This window comes from Colwellia sp. (genome assembly GCF_013214175.1).
Classification (GTDB): domain Bacteria; phylum Pseudomonadota; class Gammaproteobacteria; order Enterobacterales; family Alteromonadaceae; genus Colwellia.
Window position 1 is genome coordinate 62,975 of the sequence record NZ_JABSPA010000004.1, and the last position, 18,940, is coordinate 81,914.

General features: G+C 40.5%; 17 protein-coding genes. 9 read left to right on the forward strand and 8 right to left on the reverse strand.

Annotated elements, in window-relative coordinates; genetic code table 11:
- Positions 1 to 173 precede the first annotated feature (173 nt).
- Positions 174 to 506, reverse strand: a complete 333-nt coding sequence (locus HRT55_RS11565; protein WP_291621432.1) for a ComEA family DNA-binding protein — start codon at positions 504 to 506, stop codon at positions 174 to 176.
- A 320-nt stretch (positions 507 to 826) separates the two neighbouring features.
- On the opposite strand from HRT55_RS11565, the gene HRT55_RS11570 reads away from it, so the two are divergent.
- The 4 genes from HRT55_RS11570 to HRT55_RS11585 are packed head-to-tail and all read left to right on the forward strand — an operon-like array spanning position 827 to position 4,362.
- Positions 827 to 1,723, forward strand: a complete 897-nt coding sequence (locus HRT55_RS11570) for a metal ABC transporter substrate-binding protein (RefSeq protein ID WP_367241212.1) — start codon at positions 827 to 829, stop codon at positions 1,721 to 1,723.
- Positions 1,720 to 2,595, forward strand: a complete 876-nt coding sequence (locus HRT55_RS11575) for a manganese/iron ABC transporter ATP-binding protein (RefSeq protein WP_291621433.1) — start codon at positions 1,720 to 1,722, stop codon at positions 2,593 to 2,595. Before HRT55_RS11570 ends, HRT55_RS11575 begins: the two co-directional genes overlap by 4 nt.
- Positions 2,595 to 3,500 carry a metal ABC transporter permease gene (locus tag HRT55_RS11580; protein WP_291621435.1) on the forward strand — a complete coding sequence of 302 codons (906 nt, stop codon included), beginning with the start codon at positions 2,595 to 2,597 and terminating at the stop codon, positions 3,498 to 3,500. Before HRT55_RS11575 ends, HRT55_RS11580 begins: the two co-directional genes overlap by 1 nt.
- Entirely contained in the window at positions 3,487 to 4,362 is an 876-nt protein-coding gene (locus HRT55_RS11585) for a metal ABC transporter permease (protein WP_291621436.1), read from the forward strand. Before HRT55_RS11580 ends, HRT55_RS11585 begins: the two co-directional genes overlap by 14 nt.
- 355 nt (positions 4,363 to 4,717) lie before the next feature.
- On the opposite strand, the gene HRT55_RS11590 is transcribed toward HRT55_RS11585, so the two are convergent.
- From HRT55_RS11590 to HRT55_RS11600, 3 genes are all read right to left on the reverse strand, one after another.
- Positions 4,718 to 5,245: a TlpA disulfide reductase family protein gene (locus HRT55_RS11590; protein ID WP_291621438.1), complete on the reverse strand. Its 528-nt coding sequence runs from the start codon at positions 5,243 to 5,245 to the stop codon at positions 4,718 to 4,720.
- A 279-nt stretch (positions 5,246 to 5,524) separates the two neighbouring features.
- Entirely contained in the window at positions 5,525 to 6,901 is a 1,377-nt protein-coding gene (locus HRT55_RS11595; RefSeq protein ID WP_291621440.1) for a lyase family protein, read from the reverse strand.
- Positions 6,902 to 7,013: 112 nt separating this feature from the next.
- Complete coding sequence (locus HRT55_RS11600; protein WP_291621442.1) at positions 7,014 to 7,421, reverse strand: hypothetical protein; 408 nt, start codon at positions 7,419 to 7,421, stop codon at positions 7,014 to 7,016.
- A 224-nt stretch (positions 7,422 to 7,645) separates the two neighbouring features.
- On the opposite strand from HRT55_RS11600, the gene mfd reads away from it, so the two are divergent.
- The 3 genes from mfd to HRT55_RS11615 all read left to right on the forward strand — a co-directional run bounded on the left by mfd (position 7,646) and on the right by HRT55_RS11615 (position 13,622).
- Positions 7,646 to 11,281, forward strand: a complete 3,636-nt coding sequence (gene mfd / locus HRT55_RS11605; RefSeq protein ID WP_291621444.1) for a transcription-repair coupling factor — start codon at positions 7,646 to 7,648, stop codon at positions 11,279 to 11,281.
- Positions 11,282 to 11,420: 139 nt separating this feature from the next.
- Positions 11,421 to 13,247: a CsiV family protein gene (locus HRT55_RS11610; RefSeq protein WP_291621446.1), complete on the forward strand. Its 1,827-nt coding sequence runs from the start codon at positions 11,421 to 11,423 to the stop codon at positions 13,245 to 13,247.
- A gap of 87 nt (positions 13,248 to 13,334) precedes the next feature.
- Positions 13,335 to 13,622 carry a DUF1244 domain-containing protein gene (locus tag HRT55_RS11615; RefSeq protein ID WP_291621448.1) on the forward strand — a complete coding sequence of 96 codons (288 nt, stop codon included), beginning with the start codon at positions 13,335 to 13,337 and terminating at the stop codon, positions 13,620 to 13,622.
- A 111-nt stretch (positions 13,623 to 13,733) separates the two neighbouring features.
- Here the strand turns inward: HRT55_RS11615 and HRT55_RS11620 are convergent, their stop codons facing one another.
- Positions 13,734 to 14,465: a pseudouridine synthase gene (locus HRT55_RS11620; RefSeq protein ID WP_291621450.1), complete on the reverse strand. Its 732-nt coding sequence runs from the start codon at positions 14,463 to 14,465 to the stop codon at positions 13,734 to 13,736.
- A gap of 20 nt (positions 14,466 to 14,485) precedes the next feature.
- Between HRT55_RS11620 and HRT55_RS11625 the strand changes: the two genes are divergently transcribed.
- Positions 14,486 to 14,608 carry a hypothetical protein gene (locus tag HRT55_RS11625; RefSeq protein ID WP_291621452.1) on the forward strand — a complete coding sequence of 41 codons (123 nt, stop codon included), beginning with the start codon at positions 14,486 to 14,488 and terminating at the stop codon, positions 14,606 to 14,608.
- Between the two features lie 139 nt (positions 14,609 to 14,747).
- Here HRT55_RS11625 and HRT55_RS11630 read toward each other — a convergent pair whose 3' ends face one another.
- From HRT55_RS11630 to HRT55_RS11640, 3 genes are all read right to left on the reverse strand, one after another.
- Positions 14,748 to 15,899 (reverse strand): cupin domain-containing protein, encoded by a 1,152-nt coding sequence (locus HRT55_RS11630; RefSeq protein ID WP_291621454.1) that lies wholly within the window; start codon positions 15,897 to 15,899, stop codon positions 14,748 to 14,750.
- A gap of 56 nt (positions 15,900 to 15,955) precedes the next feature.
- Positions 15,956 to 16,837, reverse strand: a complete 882-nt coding sequence (locus HRT55_RS11635; protein ID WP_291621456.1) for a U32 family peptidase — start codon at positions 16,835 to 16,837, stop codon at positions 15,956 to 15,958.
- Between the two features lie 153 nt (positions 16,838 to 16,990).
- On the reverse strand, positions 16,991 to 17,986 hold the full coding sequence (locus HRT55_RS11640; RefSeq protein WP_291621458.1) for a peptidase U32 family protein: 996 nt from the start codon (positions 17,984 to 17,986) through the stop codon (positions 16,991 to 16,993).
- 171 nt (positions 17,987 to 18,157) lie between these two features.
- Between HRT55_RS11640 and HRT55_RS11645 the strand changes: the two genes are divergently transcribed.
- The gene (locus tag HRT55_RS11645; RefSeq protein WP_291621459.1) at positions 18,158 to 18,784 is read left to right on the forward strand and encodes an SCP2 sterol-binding domain-containing protein; all 627 of its coding nucleotides are present in this window, start codon (positions 18,158 to 18,160) and stop codon (positions 18,782 to 18,784) included.
- Positions 18,785 to 18,940: the final 156 nt, after the last annotated feature.

Sequence of the window (18,940 nt, forward strand, 5' to 3'; positions counted from 1 at the left end):
AACCCTTTGCCGCTGAAAGCTGCGCTAAATCAATTGTTGCCGCTAATAAGTTAGCGCTAAATAGTGTAGAAAATAAAAAAGTCAGCCTAGGCTGACTTATAAAACGCTTTCACTGTCGGTATTAAGGACAGAAGTTAAATACTGCGGTTAAATACTGCGGTTAAATACGGTTATTAAATAGTTAAGCGCGATTTATTAACATTCACTGTCTTTTCACCAATACCACTGACCTTAGTTAGCTCATCAATGGATTTAAAACCACCAAACTGCTGGCGATAAACAATAATGGCTCGAGCCTTAGTATGCCCGATGCCTTTTAAACTGAGCAACTGCTCAAAAGTTGACTTATTAATATTAACAATGGCTTGCTGTTGAGAAACCTCTACTTTAGCCAAAGATGTTGAGGAAACCTCTTTAGCATGGCTGACGACCGTGCTTATTGACAAGAGTAAAGCTAATGATGCAGTAAATAATGCTCTAGAAAGTACATTTAATTGCTTCTTCATATATTTCTTCCTTGATATAAATTATAGAGATGAATGCCATTTGACATTTTGGCGGTAAAGCTAGTAAGCAACTAGCTCAGCTAGCACCTTACTAGTTTTAGTTGCCAAGCTTACTAAAGTCAAAAAAAAATTAGGGGTAAGACCACAAAAACAACGAACATTTTATCGCTAAAAATCACCCTGAACAAATTAGCACACCTCCATTAACTTGATACTCGACCAAGACCACCATCGCAAATGATAATCATTATCATTGCTAACTTTGTACTTAACTGCTAGCATCCATTTATCTCTTTACGCTGCTTAAAAAGGATAGATATATGGCGCGCGTTATTTACCCGCTTATATTGCTTGTGCTACTAACCAGTACAACTATGGCAATGGCTCAACCAATTAAAAAATTTAAAGTACTCACCAGCTTTACCATTATCGCCGATATAGCAAAAAACATCGCTGGTGACGTCGCTCAAGTAGAGTCGATGACTAAAGCCAATGCCGAAATTCATAATTATCAGGTAACCCCGAGTGATATCCGCCGAGCCCACAATTCTGATCTACTGCTATACAATGGTTTAAATCTAGAACGTTGGTTTGAAAAATTTTTTAATAACTTAGCTGACATTCCTAGAGAAGTAGTTAGTAAAAACATCACCCCCTTAGGCATTGGTTTAGGCCCTTATAAAGGCAAACCAAACCCTCACGCTTGGATGTCTGCTGACAATGCCATCATTTATATTGACAATATCCGCGCAGCATTGGTTAAACACGACCCCAAAAATACCGATACTTATAATATAAATGCCAAAAACTACACCGCCAAGTTACAAGCAGAGCTGGCGCCAATAAAGCAGCAACTAAGCCGTATTCCAGTAGAGCAGCGCTGGTTAGTGACCAGTGAAGGCGCCTTTAGTTACTTGGCTCGAGATTATCAATTAAAAGAGCTGTATTTATGGCCTATAAATGCCGATGCGCAAGGTACACCACAGCAAATAAGACAAGTAATAGATAAAATAAAAGCGAATAATATCAGCACGATATTTAGTGAAAGTACCGTGTCGGCTAAACCTGCTCAGCAAGTTGCTAGGGCTACTAACATACACTACGGCGGCGTACTTTATGTCGATTCATTAAGTAATCAACAAGGTCCTGTGCCCAGTTATATCGATCTGCTTAAAGTAACTTTAACGACTATCAACAAAGGGTTACAACAGCAATGAACGGTTTAGAGGTTAATAATATTAGTGTCAGCTACAACAATGGACATTGTGCATTATCAAATGCCAGCTTCAGCCTCCCCTTGGGCTCTATTACTGCATTAGTGGGTATTAATGGCAGTGGTAAATCAACCATGTTCAAAGCCATTATGGGCTTTGTCTCTCTTAGCCAAGGCAATGTAGAAATATTAGGGCTAACGGTTAAAAAAGCATTAAAAAGTAATCTAGTCGCATATGTGCCGCAAAGCGAAGAAATTGATTGGAATTTTCCTATATTGGTTGAAGACGTGGTTATGATGGGTCGCTACGGTCATATGAATATGTTTAGGCAAGCCAAAGAAAATGATCACCGGCAAGTCGATCAAGCCTTAGCGCGCGTTAATATGAGCAACTATCGTTACCGCCAAATCAACGAGCTCTCTGGAGGCCAGAAAAAACGAATTTTCCTCGCCAGGGCACTAGCGCAAGAAAGTCAGGTTATTTTACTTGATGAACCCTTCACTGGCATAGATGTACAGACCGAAGAGCAAATAATGGCCTTACTTAGAGGTCTTCGTGCAGAGGGTAAAATATTGTTGGTATCAACGCATAATTTAGGCAGTGTGCCTGAGTTTTGCGATAGAACAGTATTCATAAACAAAACCATTTTGGCGCAAGGTGAAACCAAGCAGGTTTTTACTAAAGAAAACCTGCAAAAAACCTTTGGCGGTGTATTACGCCATTTTGTCTTAGCCAGTGAAACGCTGCATAAAGATGATGATGCCAGGCAAGTGACTATTTTATCAGATGATGAACGCCCAGTAGTGCTTTACGGTGAACAAGATAACAGTAAATTAAGCAGCAATGCCGATACTGCTAGTGAGGTTGCTAAGTAATGATTGCTGAGCTACTTAGCCCCTTTAGTTATGATTACATGGTTACCGCTATGCTGGTTAGTGCCTTAATTGGTGGAGTTTGCGCCTTTTTATCGGTGTATCTAATGTTAAAAGGCTGGTCGCTGATAGGTGACGCACTCTCTCACTCTATCGTACCCGGTGTTGCTGGTGCCTATATGTTAGGGCTGCCCTTTGCTCTTGGTGCGTTTTTTTCCGGTGGTTTAGCGGCAACCACCATGTTATTTTTGCAGCAAAAATCTAAACTGAAAGTAGATGCCATAATCGGTTTGATTTTCACCTCTTTTTTTGGCCTAGGGCTATTTATGGTGTCCATCTCGCCAAGCTCAGTCAATATTCAAACCATAGTGCTAGGCAATATCTTAGCCATAACCCCACAAGATACCCTGCAATTAGTGTTAATCGGTGGTATTTCATTGGCCATTTTATTAGTAAAGTGGAAGGACTTAATGGTGGTATTCTTTGACGAACACCATGCCCGTAGTATTGGCTTAAACCCAGTAGCACTTAAAATACTGTTCTTTACTTTACTCAGTGCATCGACCGTTGCCGCCTTACAAACCGTCGGTGCTTTTTTAGTAATCGCTATGGTAGTTACGCCTGGCGCAACCGCCTATTTACTCAGCGACCGCTTTGCCAATGTACTTAAACTAAGTGTCGCTATCGGTACTAGCAGCGCATTTTTTGGTGCCTATTTAAGTTACTTCATTGATGGCGCAACGGGCGGTGTTATCGTGTTATTACAGGCAAGCATCTTTCTGCTAGCTTTCGTTTTTGCCCCTAAATATGGTTTACTCGCCAGCAAGAAAAAAAAGAGCTTAAACACAAGCGAAGCGACATTAAGCAATAATAATAAAGATAAGGAGGTTAAAAATGTCTTTGTTTGATCCCCTATTCACCAGTGCATGGTTAGTATTATTATTAGAGCCTTTGCAATTTACCTTTATGCAGCAAGCTTTCGCATTAGTGATACTGATAGCGATACCAACTGCCCTGCTCTCTTGCTTTTTAGTACTTAAAGGCTGGTCATTAATGGGAGACGCTATTTCTCATTCCATCTTACCTGGGGTTGTTATCGCTTATATCATGGCAATTCCCTATGCCATTGGCGCCTTTATTGCCGGAATTTTTTGTGCGTTAGCCACTGGTTATATTAAGGATCATACGCGCTTAAAGGAAGATACGGTAATGGGTGTGGTATTTTCTAGCCTATTCGCCTTAGGCTTAGTGATGATGAGTAAAATTGAAACGGGTGTGCACCTTGACCATATTTTATTTGGTGATCTTTTAGGGCTAAGTTGGCAAAATATTATCGAATCCGCAGTCATATCAATCGCGGTGATTGGCTTTATCTTGGTTAAAGGTAGAGATCTAGTGGTTTATGTCTTTGATCACCAACATGCAAAAGCTATTGGTTTATCGGTAAAGTTTTTACACTACAGTTTACTGGTCACTTTATCTCTGACTATCGTAGCGTCATTAAAAGTCGTTGGTATGATCCTAGTAATTTCTTTACTCATAGCACCTGGTGCTATTGCATTTTTACTGACTAATCACTTTAACCGCATGCTTTATTTATCGGTAAGTATTTCAATTTCTTGCTCAGTCGCTGGTGTTTATCTCAGTTTCTTTATTGATAGTGCGCCAGCGCCGACCATTATAATGGTGATGTCATTGCTCTTTATTCTGGTATTTAGTTACCAGCAAATAAAAAGTAAAATGATGACGAAACAAGTAATACCAATTTGATTAAATTTCTTCCCAACTCAGAGCTATGCTCGATGTTCAATAACAAGGCGGATTCGTTTCGGTTTAGTCACTCTAAATCAAATGAATTTAACGTAGTTAGTGGTCATCGAGTAAGCTCCCAAGGGCGAGTTTAAAAGGCTTACACACAGCGTTATTGGTTTTGAGAAGGGAATAACCATTCTCTTCAATCAATGCCTTGTCTCTAAGCCTTTTAATTCTCGCTGAGTGGGAAAGAACTTAATCAATTTGGTATAAGTTCAAGTACTGGAACATGCAGAACAACCAACGTCAATGCAAAAGCATCAACGTCAGTTGAGGTATAGTAGCCCTATTTTATCGCCAATTTACTGACAAGTTATTGCCAAATGATTTTACTTAATTGCTCTTGCCCTTCAGCTAAAGTCATTTTAATCACTTTATTATCTTCATCGACACTGATTAAACGCGGTATGCCGCCGCCAGCAAACATTTTATAAATACTTCTGTCTTCATCAACCGCTAGCGCAACGGTAATTCCACGCTTATCTCGCCAAGCTTTAACCGTTGCGGCATCTTCTTCTCTAGCAATAGCTATAATTTCTATGCTTTTATCTGCAAGTAAAGGTGAATTATTTAACGCAGTCAGTAAGCGGTTAGAGTCAGTACACCAGCTGGCAAAGAGTACCACCAACTTTTTCTTATCAGTGCGATGTAAGTTAACTTCTTTACCATCAATGGTGGTAATCGAATTAATTGGTAAAATATCACCACTAGTAATATATACCGGAAACTTCTCTGGCTCATCCGTGCTTAGAGCTCCCGGACTTTGACATGCTGACAAGACTAACCATAAACAAGTTAGTGTACTTACTTTAAGGGTATTATTGATTATCTGTTTTAACATTTGAAATCCCTGTGTACTCGGTTTTATGGTTTAAATCATTGTTAGTGCGGGAAATAGTACAACAAAATATGTCCAAGTGAAAAGCTAAAAACGATATTTATGTTGGTGCTTACTAGGCGATTTCCTATCTATCGCATCGAGGTTAGCGTTATGATAAGTTTCTCCCATAAAAAAGAGCGCCGCTGCGCTCTTTTTTACTCAATTAAATTACGTTATTTAGTGACTCACTTAATACCTAGCAACAAAATTAGCTAACAATATGAGCTAACGCCAATGAAGTTATAAGCCGCCATAAGTCAGTTTTGTTGGCTCGAGTAACTTTTCTAACTCGGTACGAGAAAGTTCGGTATTTTCTTGTGCTACTTCAATAATTGGTCGGTTTTCTTTATAGGCTATTTTTGCTATCTCTGCCGCCTTGGCATAACCAATGAGCGGGTTAAGCGCAGTCACTAAAATAGGGTTACGGGCTAAGGCCTTATTTAAATTATCGGCACGAACGGTAAAGCTAGCAATGGCCTTATCTGCCAATAATTCACTGACATTACTGAGTAACTTGATGCTATTAAGCAGGTTATACGCCACCATAGGTAGCATAACATTCAACTCAAAATTGCCTGACTGACCACCAATGGTGATAGCTGCATCATTTCCTATCACCTGCGCGGCGACCATAGCTGCCGCCTCAGGAATAACAGGATTAACCTTACCTGGCATAATGGACGAGCCGGGTTGTAACGCTTCCAACTCTATTTCGCCCAAGCCGGCTAAGGGGCCAGAATTCATCCAGCGTAAGTCATTGGCTATTTTCATAATAGAGACAGCAATTGTTTTTAATTGCCCAGATAAAGCGACAGCGGTATCTTGAGTGCCAATAAGAGCAAAGAAGTTATCAGCCGCTTTAAAAGTTAACCCTGTGCTGCTGCTGATTTGTCGAGCAAACTCATCAGCGAAATCTACATGGGCATTAATGCCGGTACCTACGGCGGTCCCCCCTTGAGCAAGCAATTGCAATTTCGGCTGGATACTGCGCAATAAATCAATATTGAGCTCTATTTGACTAGCCCAGCTCATTAAGCTCTGACTAAAACGCACTGGCATGGCATCCATTAAATGGGTACGGCCAGTTTTAACATAACTATCAAGATCTTGTGCTTTGACCTCAATAGTTTGCTGCAATGCTGCTAAAGCGGGCAACAAGTTTTTCTCAACGGCAATGGCGGCGCTGATGTGGATAGTGCTCGGAATAACATCATTACTGCTTTGACCACAGTTAACATGATCATTGGCACTGACTAGCGCCCCAAGCTTTAAAGTCGCTAGATGAGCAATCACTTCATTAGCATTCATATTCGAGCTAGTTCCAGAGCCGGTTTGATAAATATCTACCGGGAAGTGCTGTAATAAATCAACTGAATTAAGTAGATCATGCACAGCAGCAATAATCGCCTGGCCAAGGTCTTTAGAAATTAAAGCTAACTTAATATTAGCCGCAGCCGCCGAAGACTTTACCATTAATAATGCTCGTATAAATTCTTCTGGCATGGTTTGACCGCTGATAGGAAAGTTATTAACCGCCCTTTGTGTTTGCGCGGCATAAAAGGCTTCGGCTGGTACCGCTAGCTCACCCATGCTGTCTTTTTCAATGCGTGTGTTCATAAAATACTCCTTGGATAATACGTTAGTAAATAAATGAGAAATTGTCTTTATAAGTGATTGTTAGCAATGACCATTAACAGTGGTAGCTAACAGTCTCGGTTAACAATGGCTGTTAACAATGAAAGTATTGACTGGTTATATTTAATTCTAGCCATAAATGCCGTAAACGCTTTTTGCTTGCTTCACAGTGGCTAATACGGTTTAAATCAGTTAAAGGGCGATAAATATTATCTAAACAAAGTTGCCGCCAATGCTCAGATATTAAATTATCGCAAATAGCATCAAGCAGTAGGCGGAATTGTCCTTGATACAATTGCCAACGAGCATCGTCATCGGCATTGATATCACTACCGGTAAATAGTGTCTGCTCTGCCATCAGCCAAAACGGAAGTAACTGTGGGTTATCTTCATCTTCGGCATAACGTACTTTTTGACGAATGCTGTTAATAGCCGTTGTTTGTATGTCGAAGTAGGTAAAATTCAAAGCATAAACCTTATTGATAACGATTCTCATTATCATACAGTAGATTTTAACCTTAAACAATTACCACATTGAATTACCAAAACCATCCATAAGGAGGAATAACCATTAGCAATGACCGCGACTAAGCACCGTTATTAATGATTGTCACTGATAACAAATAATAAAATACAACAAAAACATTTATCTACTAGCGCTTTAGTCACTGCTTAATTAGAATAGCTGTCATTATTGTATCGCCTGTTAATTAGTGTAAGGAAATCATGAGTAAAGCAAGTAGCCTGTTGACCCCTATATTGGCCAAGCGCCGTGGCAAGAATCCCGATAAGAAAAGCTGGCATAACTTACATGGTAGCAGTAGTAGTTTTGCCTTATACCAAGCAGCACAAACCGCTGAAACGCCCATTTTAGTCATTACCAGTAATACCCCGGAAGCGCTAAAAATAGAGCAAGAGTTACTGAGCTTAGGAAAAAATGATAGTCTTAATAAAGCCAGCATTTGCTTATTTCCCGATTGGGAAACACTGCCTTATGATAACTTTTCTCCTCATCAAGACATTATTTCTCAGCGCCTTGCTACCCTTTATCAATTATCACGTATGCAGTCCGGCATTATTATTGTGCCGGTGACCACGCTAGTACAAAAGCTTGCACCCAAGCAATACATTGAAGCTAATAGCTTAGTGATAAAAACGGGTGAGAAAAAAGATTTACACCAGATGCGACGTACCCTTGAAGCGAATGGTTATCGCCATGTTGAGCAAGTGCTGGAGCATGGTGAATTCTCTGCTCGTGGCGCCATTCTCGATTTGTTTCCCATGGGCAGTAAAAACCCATTTCGTTTAGATTTTTTTGATGACGAAATTGATGAAATAAGACTTTTTGATCCCGAGAGCCAACGTTCAAAAGAAAAAATAACTGAGATAAACTTACTACCCGCACATGAATTCCCTATCGATGAAGCCGGTATTAACTTATTTCGTAGCCAATACCGTGAGCAATTTAGTGGCAATATCCACAAAGAATCCATTTATCATAAGGTCAGTAATGGTATTTTACCGCCGGGTATTGAATATTACCTGCCGCTATTCTTTGAAAATAAAGAGTTCGATAATAAAGAGCCTCTTGATAAACAAACTGTCGGGACTAATAATACTGCGCTTAACAATACCCTTTGCGATTATTTAACCGATAATACCCTTATTGTTATCAGTGGTGATATAGAACATTCTTTAGCACAATATTGGCTTGATATTGACTATCGTTATGAAAACAGACGCTATGATCCAACGCGGCCTTTATTGCCGCCCGAGCAACTGTTTTTAACGGAAGCAGACCTGTACAGTGCGCTTAAACCTTTTGACCGTATCACCATTGCAAAAACAGCTTCAGCAGAGCAACGCGCTGCAGAAAATGAAAATAAACTGAGCAGTGAAGAAAGCATTGAAGTAGCAGCTAAAGCTAAAAGTAAGACCAGTGAGATATGCTTTGATGTTAAACCGCTACCAGATTTAACCATCAATCATAAATTGAAGCAGCCCTTTGAGTTAATTAACCACTTTATTAGCAGCAAAGATACGCCAAGTAAAATACTGTTTATCGCGCAAAGCCAAGGTCGTCGAGAAAGCGTTTTAGAGTTACTTGAACGTGACCATATTAAACCAACGCAATTTACCTGCATCGATGATTTTATCAACGCCAGCGACGCCATTGGTATCACGGTAAATAGCTTAAGCCAAGGTTTTACCTTCCAAGCGAAAGGGGCTAGTAACAAAAATGCTATCGCCTTAGTCACAGAAGCTGAGTTATTGGGCGATCATGTATCCCAAGCAAGACGAAGAACCAAAGCACAAGACCTACAAGCCGATGCCATATTTAAAAACCTGGCCGAACTCAGTATTGGTCAAGCGGTAGTTCATATTGAGCATGGCATAGGTCGTTATCAAGGCTTGCAAACCATAGAAAATGGCGGTATTACCACAGAATTTTTAGTACTGAGTTATGCCAGTGAAGCCAAGCTTTATGTGCCGGTTGCCTCACTGCATTTAATTGGCCGCTACTCAGGCGCCGATAGTGAACATGCGCCATTACACAAACTAGGCACCGACACTTGGAGTAGAGCCAAGCAAAAAGCCGCGGAGAAAGTCCGTGATGTCGCCGCTGAATTACTGGATATTTACGCCAAACGTGCCAGTAATCACGGTCATACCTTTAAGCGTGATAAACAAGACTACCAAGCTTTTAGTGATAGCTTTGGTTTTGAAGAAACTTTCGATCAAAAACAAGCAATTAACGCGGTAGTCAGCGATATGCTCTCGCCCAAAGTAATGGACAGACTTGTTTGTGGTGATGTCGGCTTTGGTAAAACAGAAGTAGCGATGCGCGCAGCTTTTGTTGCGGTAAATGACGGCAAGCAAGTCGCTATTTTGGTGCCTACCACCCTATTAGCTCAACAACATTACGATAACTTTAGGGATAGATTTGCCAACTGGCCAGTGGTGACTGAGGTATTATCACGCTTTAAAACGGCTAAAGAGCAAAAGGAAGTCATAGCCAGAGTAGAGTCAGGTCAAATTGACATTCTCATCGGTACCCATAAGTTACTACAAAACAGCATTAAATATAAAGATTTAGGCCTACTGGTTGTCGATGAAGAGCACAGGTTTGGGGTTAAACAAAAAGATAAAATTAAACAACTGCGTAGTAATGTTGATATTTTAACGCTTACAGCAACGCCTATCCCACGTACTTTGAATATGGCCATGGGCGGCATGCGTGATTTATCTATTATTGCCACGCCACCGGCAAAACGTTTAGCGGTTAAAACCTTTGTTCGCCAATACGATGCAGCACTTATTCGCGAAGCTATTCTAAGGGAAACCTTACGTGGTGGTCAGGTGTACTTTTTACATAACCACGTTGATACCATAGATAAAACCGCCGCGGACATTCAAGCATTGGTCCCTGAGGCTCGTGTAGTCACTGCCCATGGGCAGATGCGCGAGCGCGATCTTGAGCGTGTTATGAGTGATTTTTATCACCAACGCTTTAACGTCATCGTCTGTACCACCATTATTGAAACCGGTATTGATGTACCCAGTGCCAATACAATTATTATGGACAGAGCCGATCACCTTGGTTTAGCGCAACTGCATCAGCTGCGTGGTCGTGTTGGTCGTTCACACCATCAAGCTTACGCTTATTTATTAACTCCCGATGAAAAACGCATTACCAAAGATGCCAAAAAACGCTTAGATGCCATTGCTGCATTGGAAGATTTAGGTGCTGGTTTTACCCTTGCTACCCATGATTTAGAAATCCGTGGGGCAGGAGAATTATTAGGTGAAGATCAAAGTGGCTCAATGAGCCAAATTGGTTTTAGTTTATATATGGAAATGCTCGACCATGCCGTAGCAGCACTCAAAGAGGGTAAGCAGTTATCACTCAATCAAGTGATGTCGGCACAAACTGAAATAGAACTACGGGTACCAGCACTACTGCCCGATGATTATATTTTTGATGTTAGCTTACGCTTAAGTTTATATAAACGTATTGCCAGCTGTAAAAACAAAAGGGAGCTGGATGATATCCAAGTGGAGTTAATCGACCGTTTTGGTTTACTACCACAGCCGAGCAAAAACTTAGTGCATATCGCCAAAGTTCGCCTTAAAGCGCAGACCATTGGTATATCACGCATTGAAGCAAGTGCCACCGGCGGCTCCATTGACTTTAGTGATGATACCACCGTTGACCCTATGTTAATTATTAACTTAATTCAAAAGCAACCCACGGTTTATAGTATGGCTGGTGCCAGTAAATTGAAGTTTGTCAAAGCAACTGAAGATGCCCAAGCACGCTTTACGCTAATTACTAATATCTTAAATGACTTAGCCAAGTAAATGCTTATAATGGTAAACTTGAGCAAGTAAGTTTTAGTAAACTTACTTGCTCAATGTTCACCATAGACAAGTATTGATACCTATAACGCTGAAAATCTGGCTCCTCTGATATATTTTTGCCTTAAAATACGGACTTTTAATGAAATACAACTTTCTTCTTACCTCGGCATTAACTTCATTATGCTTTTTAAGTAGTACGGCAGCACTAGCGGCTAACAGCACTAAAATGTCGGCAGAAAAACCTGCGCGCTGGTTTGAGATTGAAGTCATTCTTTTTAAACACACCTCAACAAAAGCGGATAATAAAGAGCAATTTACCGCTAGAGACCTAACAGCTAAAAAACGTCGCGCCTTTGATTTATTAGCCCCTTATTTGCAACCTAATATAGCTTCTTTAAAGCAGTTATTGCCTAATTGTCAGCAACCACAAAGCAAATTACCTTATAACATTAGTATTACGCCGTTTAACTTATGGCCAGCCATCACTAGTAAAGAAAGTACTGATGCAGAGCTTAGTGATAAAGAGAGTGCTAATGGAGAAGTTACTAACATAGCAGAAGGCAACAGTGAAAATTTCGAGACAGAAAGTGAACAATACAAGTCTCAGGCTGAGGCTCAAAGCAAGGGAGCAGTAATTTCGTCAGCGAAAATGTCTGTGACTGTTCTTGCAGATACCAGCAATGACACGACTGAAGCTATACTTGATGAAAAGACTGAGACACAAACTGAACTAGCCACAGCTGCACAAAGTTACCAAGCACAATATGCCAACATTGAACTGCCCGTTTATGATCAATACCCCAGCTCTAGTAAGTCTGCTTTGTGTGTCATTCCGGCCGATTTTTTCCAGCAGCATTTAAGCGCTGAACAGCTTGAAAATTTTAGTCTCGATGGCTATCCCGTTGAAAAATTAGCAACAACCATTAATGGCCTTGAACAATGGCAAGACGATGAAAATGGCAAAATCACTTGGGCCAGTGATAAGGCATATCTCATTAGCCAAGACTCTTTACGGTTAAAGTCTATCGCTAACCGCATCAAGCGTTCTCGTGATTATAAGCCGTTATTACATTTGGGCTGGCGCCAAATTGCTGCAACCAGAAGACAAGCACAAGCGATGAAGTTATACGCTGGTGAGCATTTAGAGTTTGACTACCAACAAGCACTCACTCAGCAGCAAGCTGAGCAAACCGCTCTTGAGTTAGAGGCTATTTTAGCGCAAAGACAACAAACAGAAGCGCTTTTTAACAGCCAATTACTCATGGTTGATAATGACAGCGAAAGTAATCAAGCTTTGCCTATAGACATTACTGCGACTGACAATACTGCGACTAACAATACCAATATAGATACAACAACTAGTGATATATTAGCTAACCAGCCAAGCTTACCCACAGATGAGCTATCGATAACAGAGCAGTTACGTCAACAAGCAAAGCATCAACAACTTAACAAACTTTATCAGCAATTTGCCTTATTAGATTCTTCCCTGTCACATAGTGGCGAAGATAATAAGGCGAGTACAAGTGCTAATGACAGTAATGAGCCAATGCTCACCGAAGAGCAAATTGATCAGGTAGTTGCACAGCTCTCCGCCGATATTAACAAGCAACAGAGCAGACAATTGAGTGGCATCGACGACCAAGAAAGTCCAGCAGCAATACCGCCACTACAACCTTGGTATCTTGATGGACTATTTAAAGTACACTTAGATCATTATCTTTATATTAATAGTGAATTTAATATGGTCGAGTCATCAAATAAATCCTCTATGCTGGCTGATAGTGCCGATAAAAGAGCTAAAGCCGACAGTAAAAATAAGGTTATCTCTTTTAAGCAAGACCGCCGGGTTATCACAGGCGAGATTCATTATTTTGATCACCCACTCATAGGCATGGTCGTGCAAATCAGGCGCTTTGATCCAACTAAACCAGCAAGAGAAGCAGTTAGTCAGTCAAAAAAGTAAAAGGCTATGAGCTGATATATGAGCAAAGCAGGACCAATGTATTAAGCCCAGACATCAAACAATAATTACCGAAAAAAGGTTACTAACATGGATAAAGAAATAGAAATTCAAGCGGCTGTATTGCGCCGTTTACTTGCGCACTTAGACTCACGTAAAGACGTACAAAATATTGAGTTAATGAATTTAGCGGGTTTTTGCCGTAATTGTTTTAGCAAATGGACAGTGCAGGAAGGCGAAAAGTTAGCTGTTGAGGTTGATATCGATACTGCCCGTGAACAAGTTTACGGTATGCCTTACAGTGAATGGAAAGAGAAACATCAATTGCCAGCAACCGAAGAGCAGATGGCAAAATTTAATGCGCTCAATAAGAAATAATAATATGTAGTTCTTTGGCTACTAAGTAATCTAGTAGCCAATTTACTAGCGATAACTCAAAATAAAGTAGCTACTGATCTTCTCTTAAAATAGCGAGTTATGAAAATCAAACTATGAGAATTGAGCGATTTCCGCTTCAGTTAATTCACGCCAATCACCTGGCGCTAAGTCACCCAGGGTTATTTGCCCGATCTGCTCTCTATGTAAGCCCACTACTCTATTACCTACCGCAGCAAACATACGTTTAACTTGGTGGTATTTTCCTTCGGTAATAGTCAGTAATACTTCACTTCGGTATGACGCTTCATCAACTAAATCAATTTCTGCTACCCGCGTTAATATTGCAGGCCTAGTTAGTGAGTCTTCACCCTGTAATTGCAGGCCTTGATCAAACCTAGTGACTAAGTCTGCAAGTTTTTCATCATTAATCTCATTACGTAGCCATACCCGGTAAGTCTTTTGGCATTGTTTTTTTGGTGAGATAACATTATGTGACCAGCGCCCATCATCGGTGAGCAGCACTAAGCCGGTGGTGTCAGCATCTAAGCGGCCAGCGATATGTAAATCAAAAGCCTTATCGACTTCAATAAAGTTAAGCACCGAAGGATAACCTTCATCAACATTTGAGCAAATACTGTCAACGACTTTATGTAAAATATAATAGCGTGAACCACGTGCGGTAAGCTCTTGGCCGTCAATGGTAATAGTATTATTTTCATGTACTTGCATAGCGGCATTTTTAGCGACTTCACCATTAACCCGCACTTCCCCGCTTTTAAGTACTTTTTTAGCTTCTGTTCGGGTCAGTTCAGTACTTTTACAAATGAATTTATCTAGGCGCATAATCTGAATAAGGGTAATTAATGATGATGAAAAGCGCCATTATCCGCATTGTTGCACAACAAGCAATAACTAATACCATTTTCATTAAGTTTATGATCTTGTTGTACGTAGGAAAAATAAATCAAGGCAAGGCGCTCGATTGACCAATAGCTGGCTATTGGGATTGAGAGCAACGCCGCCTTGGAGTATTTTAACCAGCACAAGTGGGCAATAATTTAATGAAATTAGTATAAGATCACTTTGTTGTTAACCGGGGAAAATAAAGCGCCTTTAATTAAGGATTTATTCGGCTTCGGCCAAATACCAATAACCTTGGTTAAGCAGCTCAGTTGCTAGCTCAACAAAAGCGGAATTATGACTCCACTCGCTGAGGTCATCAGGCGATAACATCACCTTGTCACAAAGTAACTTCACGCCATTGGCGATTTCTGCAGAAAAAGCTAATTCAGTGCCATTGATATAACAAATGCCTTGTTCAATGGTATCTTCAAAGTAGAAAGCACGTAAACCGCCTAAACGTTTAATAGCATGGCTATTGAGTAAATTACTCACTTCCGTCAACTCAAACGGCTCATCGGGCAATAAGGTATCAAGATCATGCTTTGCCGCCGTTAAAAACTGGCCAGTGAATGTTTTAAAGCTCGCCTCATCATCAAGTAAGCTCTGAATTTGGCTTTTAATATTGGCGTAATCCTCGTTAGTCACTTCACCACTGTGGCTAACAACCTGTCTATTAGGATCGGTTAATAACTTGCAGCCTTTATCATTATCAATTAAATGATCGGCAAAAGCGCTAAGTACACTTACCGCTGAATTGGCACGAAAACCGACAGAAAAGCTCATCGAGGTATCAATGGATATGCCTTCATGAGGGAACCCTGGCGGAATATATAAAATATCGCCCGTCTCTAGTTCTACATCGATGATAGCCTCAAAGGGCTCGACATGTAATAACGATTCGTGCGCAGCAAACTCAACATGTGAACCGTTATCGCCAACGCGCCAGTGACGTTTCCCTGAGCCTTGGCAAATAAAAGTATCATAGTTATCCATATGTGGACCGACACTGCCGCCAGGCATAGCGAAACTTGCCATTAGATCATCTAACCGCCAGTGGGGCAGAAAGCGAAATGCTTCAATAATTTCTGCCGCTTCTTCAGAGAAGTTATCAAGCGCTTGTATCACTAGTGACCAGTTTTCACTGCCTAAGTGTTCATAGCTTTCAAATGGACCAAAAAAAGCTTGCCATTGACCATCTTTTTTATGAACCAAACGAGACTCTATTTGTTCTTCCATAGCAAGACCTGCCAATTCGTCCGCAGCAATGGGGTCAATAAAGTCTTTAAACCCCTGGCGAATTACTACCGGTTTTTTTTGCCAGTATTCATCGAGAAATTCTTGCTGGGTCATTTGCTTCAAGTTTAAGGTATACATAGTTTTCCATTCTTCTCATTAAGTTACTTTAGCTATTGCTTAGCTGGTGTTGAAAGTTAAGCCACAGACATGCCGGCAATTTTATGCCAAAAACCATTACACTCATTTATATCGTCAAGTTCTGTTCTCAAAGGCTTAACGAGTTGCGCTCTAAAATTATCAAGTTGGCTAAAGGCTTGGCTGCTATCAGCACTGATTCTGGCAATATCAACCCCCATTGCATCAAGGGCTGGCATTTCATTGATTAGATTATACTGGTAACCCGACATAGTTTGAATACCATTGAGCAGAAAAACACGTTCGCCTTCGCGACTATTCATTCGGCGACCTTGTGGATATTTAATACAACAATACTCACAATCATCTTTTGCTTTATCTTCAGAGCGCGCAGTAAAGCAACGCGCCGAGTAAGCTAACGGTAAATATCCCCAAGAAAACACTTCACACTCAAATTGCTGCCGAATACCAGCATCAGTAGCCTGATTTAATAATATTTTTAACCAATCACCACTTAGCTCTACCGGCATTAACCAACGGGTCATGCCTTGTTTGAGTAAAACTTTAAGAGTAGATAAGTTGTAGCAATTTATTGCCGGCCCTGCGACAAAAGGCATTTTTAGCTCATGCATTATTTGCACTGCGCTTAAGTCATTGGCTTCAATGAGAAACTCGCCATTAGCACATAAACGTTTCAGTACTTGTATTTCAGCCGGTGACTCTAATAAAGTCATGGTAGAGACCACCACTTGTTTATTGGTGTCCTGGGCGACTTCTCTCGCTAAACCGAGCCAATCTTTAGAACGCAGTTCTCGCCTTTTCGAGCAAACTGTTTCACCCAAATAAATAATATCTGCGCTTGATTGTTTCGCTTGTTGATAGAAGTCTGCCACTTCATTTTTTGGCCAGAAGAATAAACTTGGCCCTAAAGAAAATTTCATAATTTTTCTACTTTTATTGCTATCGCCAATCTGATAGTTATTCAGCTTTAAGCTGTAATATTTCTATTTAGAGGAAAAAGCACGGAGTTGACGATAGTCAATGAGTACTTATGACAAATAAATTGGACTATACAGCGACAAGATTAGTGACTATTACTGCCACTTGCGATGATATGCACCTAACGTGGTTTGTGAACCTTCCGACAAATTGGCTAAGGTATTCATCCATTTGTCTTCAACTTCAAAGTTTTCCGGGCTGAGTTGATGGCGATCTAACGCCATGCGCCACGTTTTAGTAACTTGCTCAACATAAGCCGGACTACGTTGCCTGCCCTCAATTTTAACCGACACTATGCCCATAGCATTTAAATCTGGAATTAGCTCTAGCGTATTTAAGCTAGTCGGCTCTTCTAAGGCATGGTACACATTATTGTCGACTTCAAAGCGTCCTTTGCACAGTGTTGGATAACCGGCATTTTCATCAGGTTGATAGCGGTCAATGAGTACGCCATTTAAGCGAGACTCTAAGCCTTGATCTGTTTCTTGCCAGCGTACATATTTGGCTGGTGAACAAGCACCGACGGTATTAGGTGATTCTCCGGTCATGTAAGAAGATAAATAACAACGGCCTTCCGCCATAATACATAGACTGCCAAAAGCAAAAACTTCTAAAGGAACTGGGCTACTTTTGGCTAATTGACGCACTTGTTGCACAGACAATACTCGTGGCAGTACCACACGAGAGACATCAAAGTTATTTTTAAAGAATTTTATCGCTTCTAGGTTGGTGGTTGAAGCTTGCACTGAAACATGACGTTCAACCTCAGGGTATTTTGTTGCCGCATAATCGAGCACTCCTAAATCGGCAATAATTAAGGCATCGGTACCTATAGCAACCGCGTTATCAACAGCTTTTCGCCAACGATGTTCGCCACCTGCATGAGCAAAGGTATTGATGGCAACATGGAGTTTTTTTCCCCTTTGATGTACGTAATCTGCTGCTTTAGACAACTTGCCATCATTAAAGTTAAGTCCAGCGAAATGACGGGCATTGGTATCATCTTTTAAACCAATGTAAACCGCATCGGCGCCATTATCTATGGCTGTTTTTAATGCTGGTAAATTACCAGCGGGACAAAGTAACTCCACATTGACTCTCCATTGTAAACTTTTTAGTCATGATATTTGTCAGCAGTGTATGTTGTTCATCATTCTTATTTATTGATGTGTATTAAAGAAAACTTGATCTGCAATATTAATTATTTTTTATGCCTTGCTAGAATGTTCCCTTGTTATTAAGCTGCGTTAGAGTAAACAACAGTGCTAAAATTTCCTGCGTTATTATCTAAATCATTAGCTTTGCCACAATCCTTACCTTCAACACAGACAATAACAGCAAGTATTGCTCCGTCATTGTCACTGATTGAGCAAAAGTTACCTTTGAGCGTTAAGGCCAGTATAATCAAGCTGATGCCCAAAATATTACGGCCAAGTTTACGTATACTGCCTTTTAGTGCACAAAGATCGCTACTGATACCCGCACTACACTCTATTTTTAGTGAAGCTATCGAAGATGGGGATTTTGAGTTTTTACAAGATAAGTGGTTAAAAATTTCGATTGCCGACTTGCAATTAAACTGGTGGTTAAGCTTTGATAAAGATCAATTAATCATGGCTTCAGCAGAAGAGAATATTAGTGAAGATGTTAGTTTTAGTGCTAATGGCGATGACTTGATACTCATTGCTGGTCGTAAACAAGACCCAGACACGCTGTTTTTTCAACGTCGCTTAAAAATTGAGGGAGATACTGAACTTGGCTTAGAGGTGAAGAACTTAATTGATGCCATTGATATTGAGCAACTACCAAGCTCTATTCATTATTTAGTAGACTTTGCCGCTAGTTTTTTACAAAACACTCACGATGCACTTACTTTACCAGAGCGCTAAAGATCACATGCCAGCGGCACATTTCAGCGGGAAAACTCTGAAGAGTATAGCTTTCTGCTAACCCTACTCTTACCTGCTAAATTTCAATTTATTGTCAGCCAAAGAGACCTTCGTCATTCCTATTCCAGTCATTTATTAACCCTCAGCAAAGCCCTT

What these genes read in the sequence shown, in the direction of transcription:
- HRT55_RS11565 (WP_291621432.1), bottom strand. Translation starts at nt 506, where the DNA reads ATGAAGAAGCAATTAAATGTACTTTCTAGAGCATTATTTACTGCATCA.
- HRT55_RS11570 (WP_367241212.1), top strand. Translation starts at nt 827, where the DNA reads ATGGCGCGCGTTATTTACCCGCTTATATTGCTTGTGCTACTAACCAGT.
- HRT55_RS11575 (WP_291621433.1), top strand. Translation starts at nt 1,720, where the DNA reads ATGAACGGTTTAGAGGTTAATAATATTAGTGTCAGCTACAACAATGGA.
- HRT55_RS11580 (WP_291621435.1), top strand. Translation starts at nt 2,595, where the DNA reads ATGATTGCTGAGCTACTTAGCCCCTTTAGTTATGATTACATGGTTACC.
- HRT55_RS11585 (WP_291621436.1), top strand. Translation starts at nt 3,487, where the DNA reads ATGTCTTTGTTTGATCCCCTATTCACCAGTGCATGGTTAGTATTATTA.
- HRT55_RS11590 (WP_291621438.1), bottom strand. Translation starts at nt 5,245, where the DNA reads ATGTTAAAACAGATAATCAATAATACCCTTAAAGTAAGTACACTAACT.
- HRT55_RS11595 (WP_291621440.1), bottom strand. Translation starts at nt 6,901, where the DNA reads ATGAACACACGCATTGAAAAAGACAGCATGGGTGAGCTAGCGGTACCA.
- HRT55_RS11600 (WP_291621442.1), bottom strand. Translation starts at nt 7,421, where the DNA reads ATGATAATGAGAATCGTTATCAATAAGGTTTATGCTTTGAATTTTACC.
- mfd (WP_291621444.1), top strand. Translation starts at nt 7,646, where the DNA reads ATGAGTAAAGCAAGTAGCCTGTTGACCCCTATATTGGCCAAGCGCCGT.
- HRT55_RS11610 (WP_291621446.1), top strand. Translation starts at nt 11,421, where the DNA reads ATGAAATACAACTTTCTTCTTACCTCGGCATTAACTTCATTATGCTTT.
- HRT55_RS11615 (WP_291621448.1), top strand. Translation starts at nt 13,335, where the DNA reads ATGGATAAAGAAATAGAAATTCAAGCGGCTGTATTGCGCCGTTTACTT.
- HRT55_RS11620 (WP_291621450.1), bottom strand. Translation starts at nt 14,465, where the DNA reads ATGCGCCTAGATAAATTCATTTGTAAAAGTACTGAACTGACCCGAACA.
- HRT55_RS11625 (WP_291621452.1), top strand. Translation starts at nt 14,486, where the DNA reads ATGATGATGAAAAGCGCCATTATCCGCATTGTTGCACAACAAGCAATA.
- HRT55_RS11630 (WP_291621454.1), bottom strand. Translation starts at nt 15,899, where the DNA reads ATGTATACCTTAAACTTGAAGCAAATGACCCAGCAAGAATTTCTCGAT.
- HRT55_RS11635 (WP_291621456.1), bottom strand. Translation starts at nt 16,837, where the DNA reads ATGAAATTTTCTTTAGGGCCAAGTTTATTCTTCTGGCCAAAAAATGAA.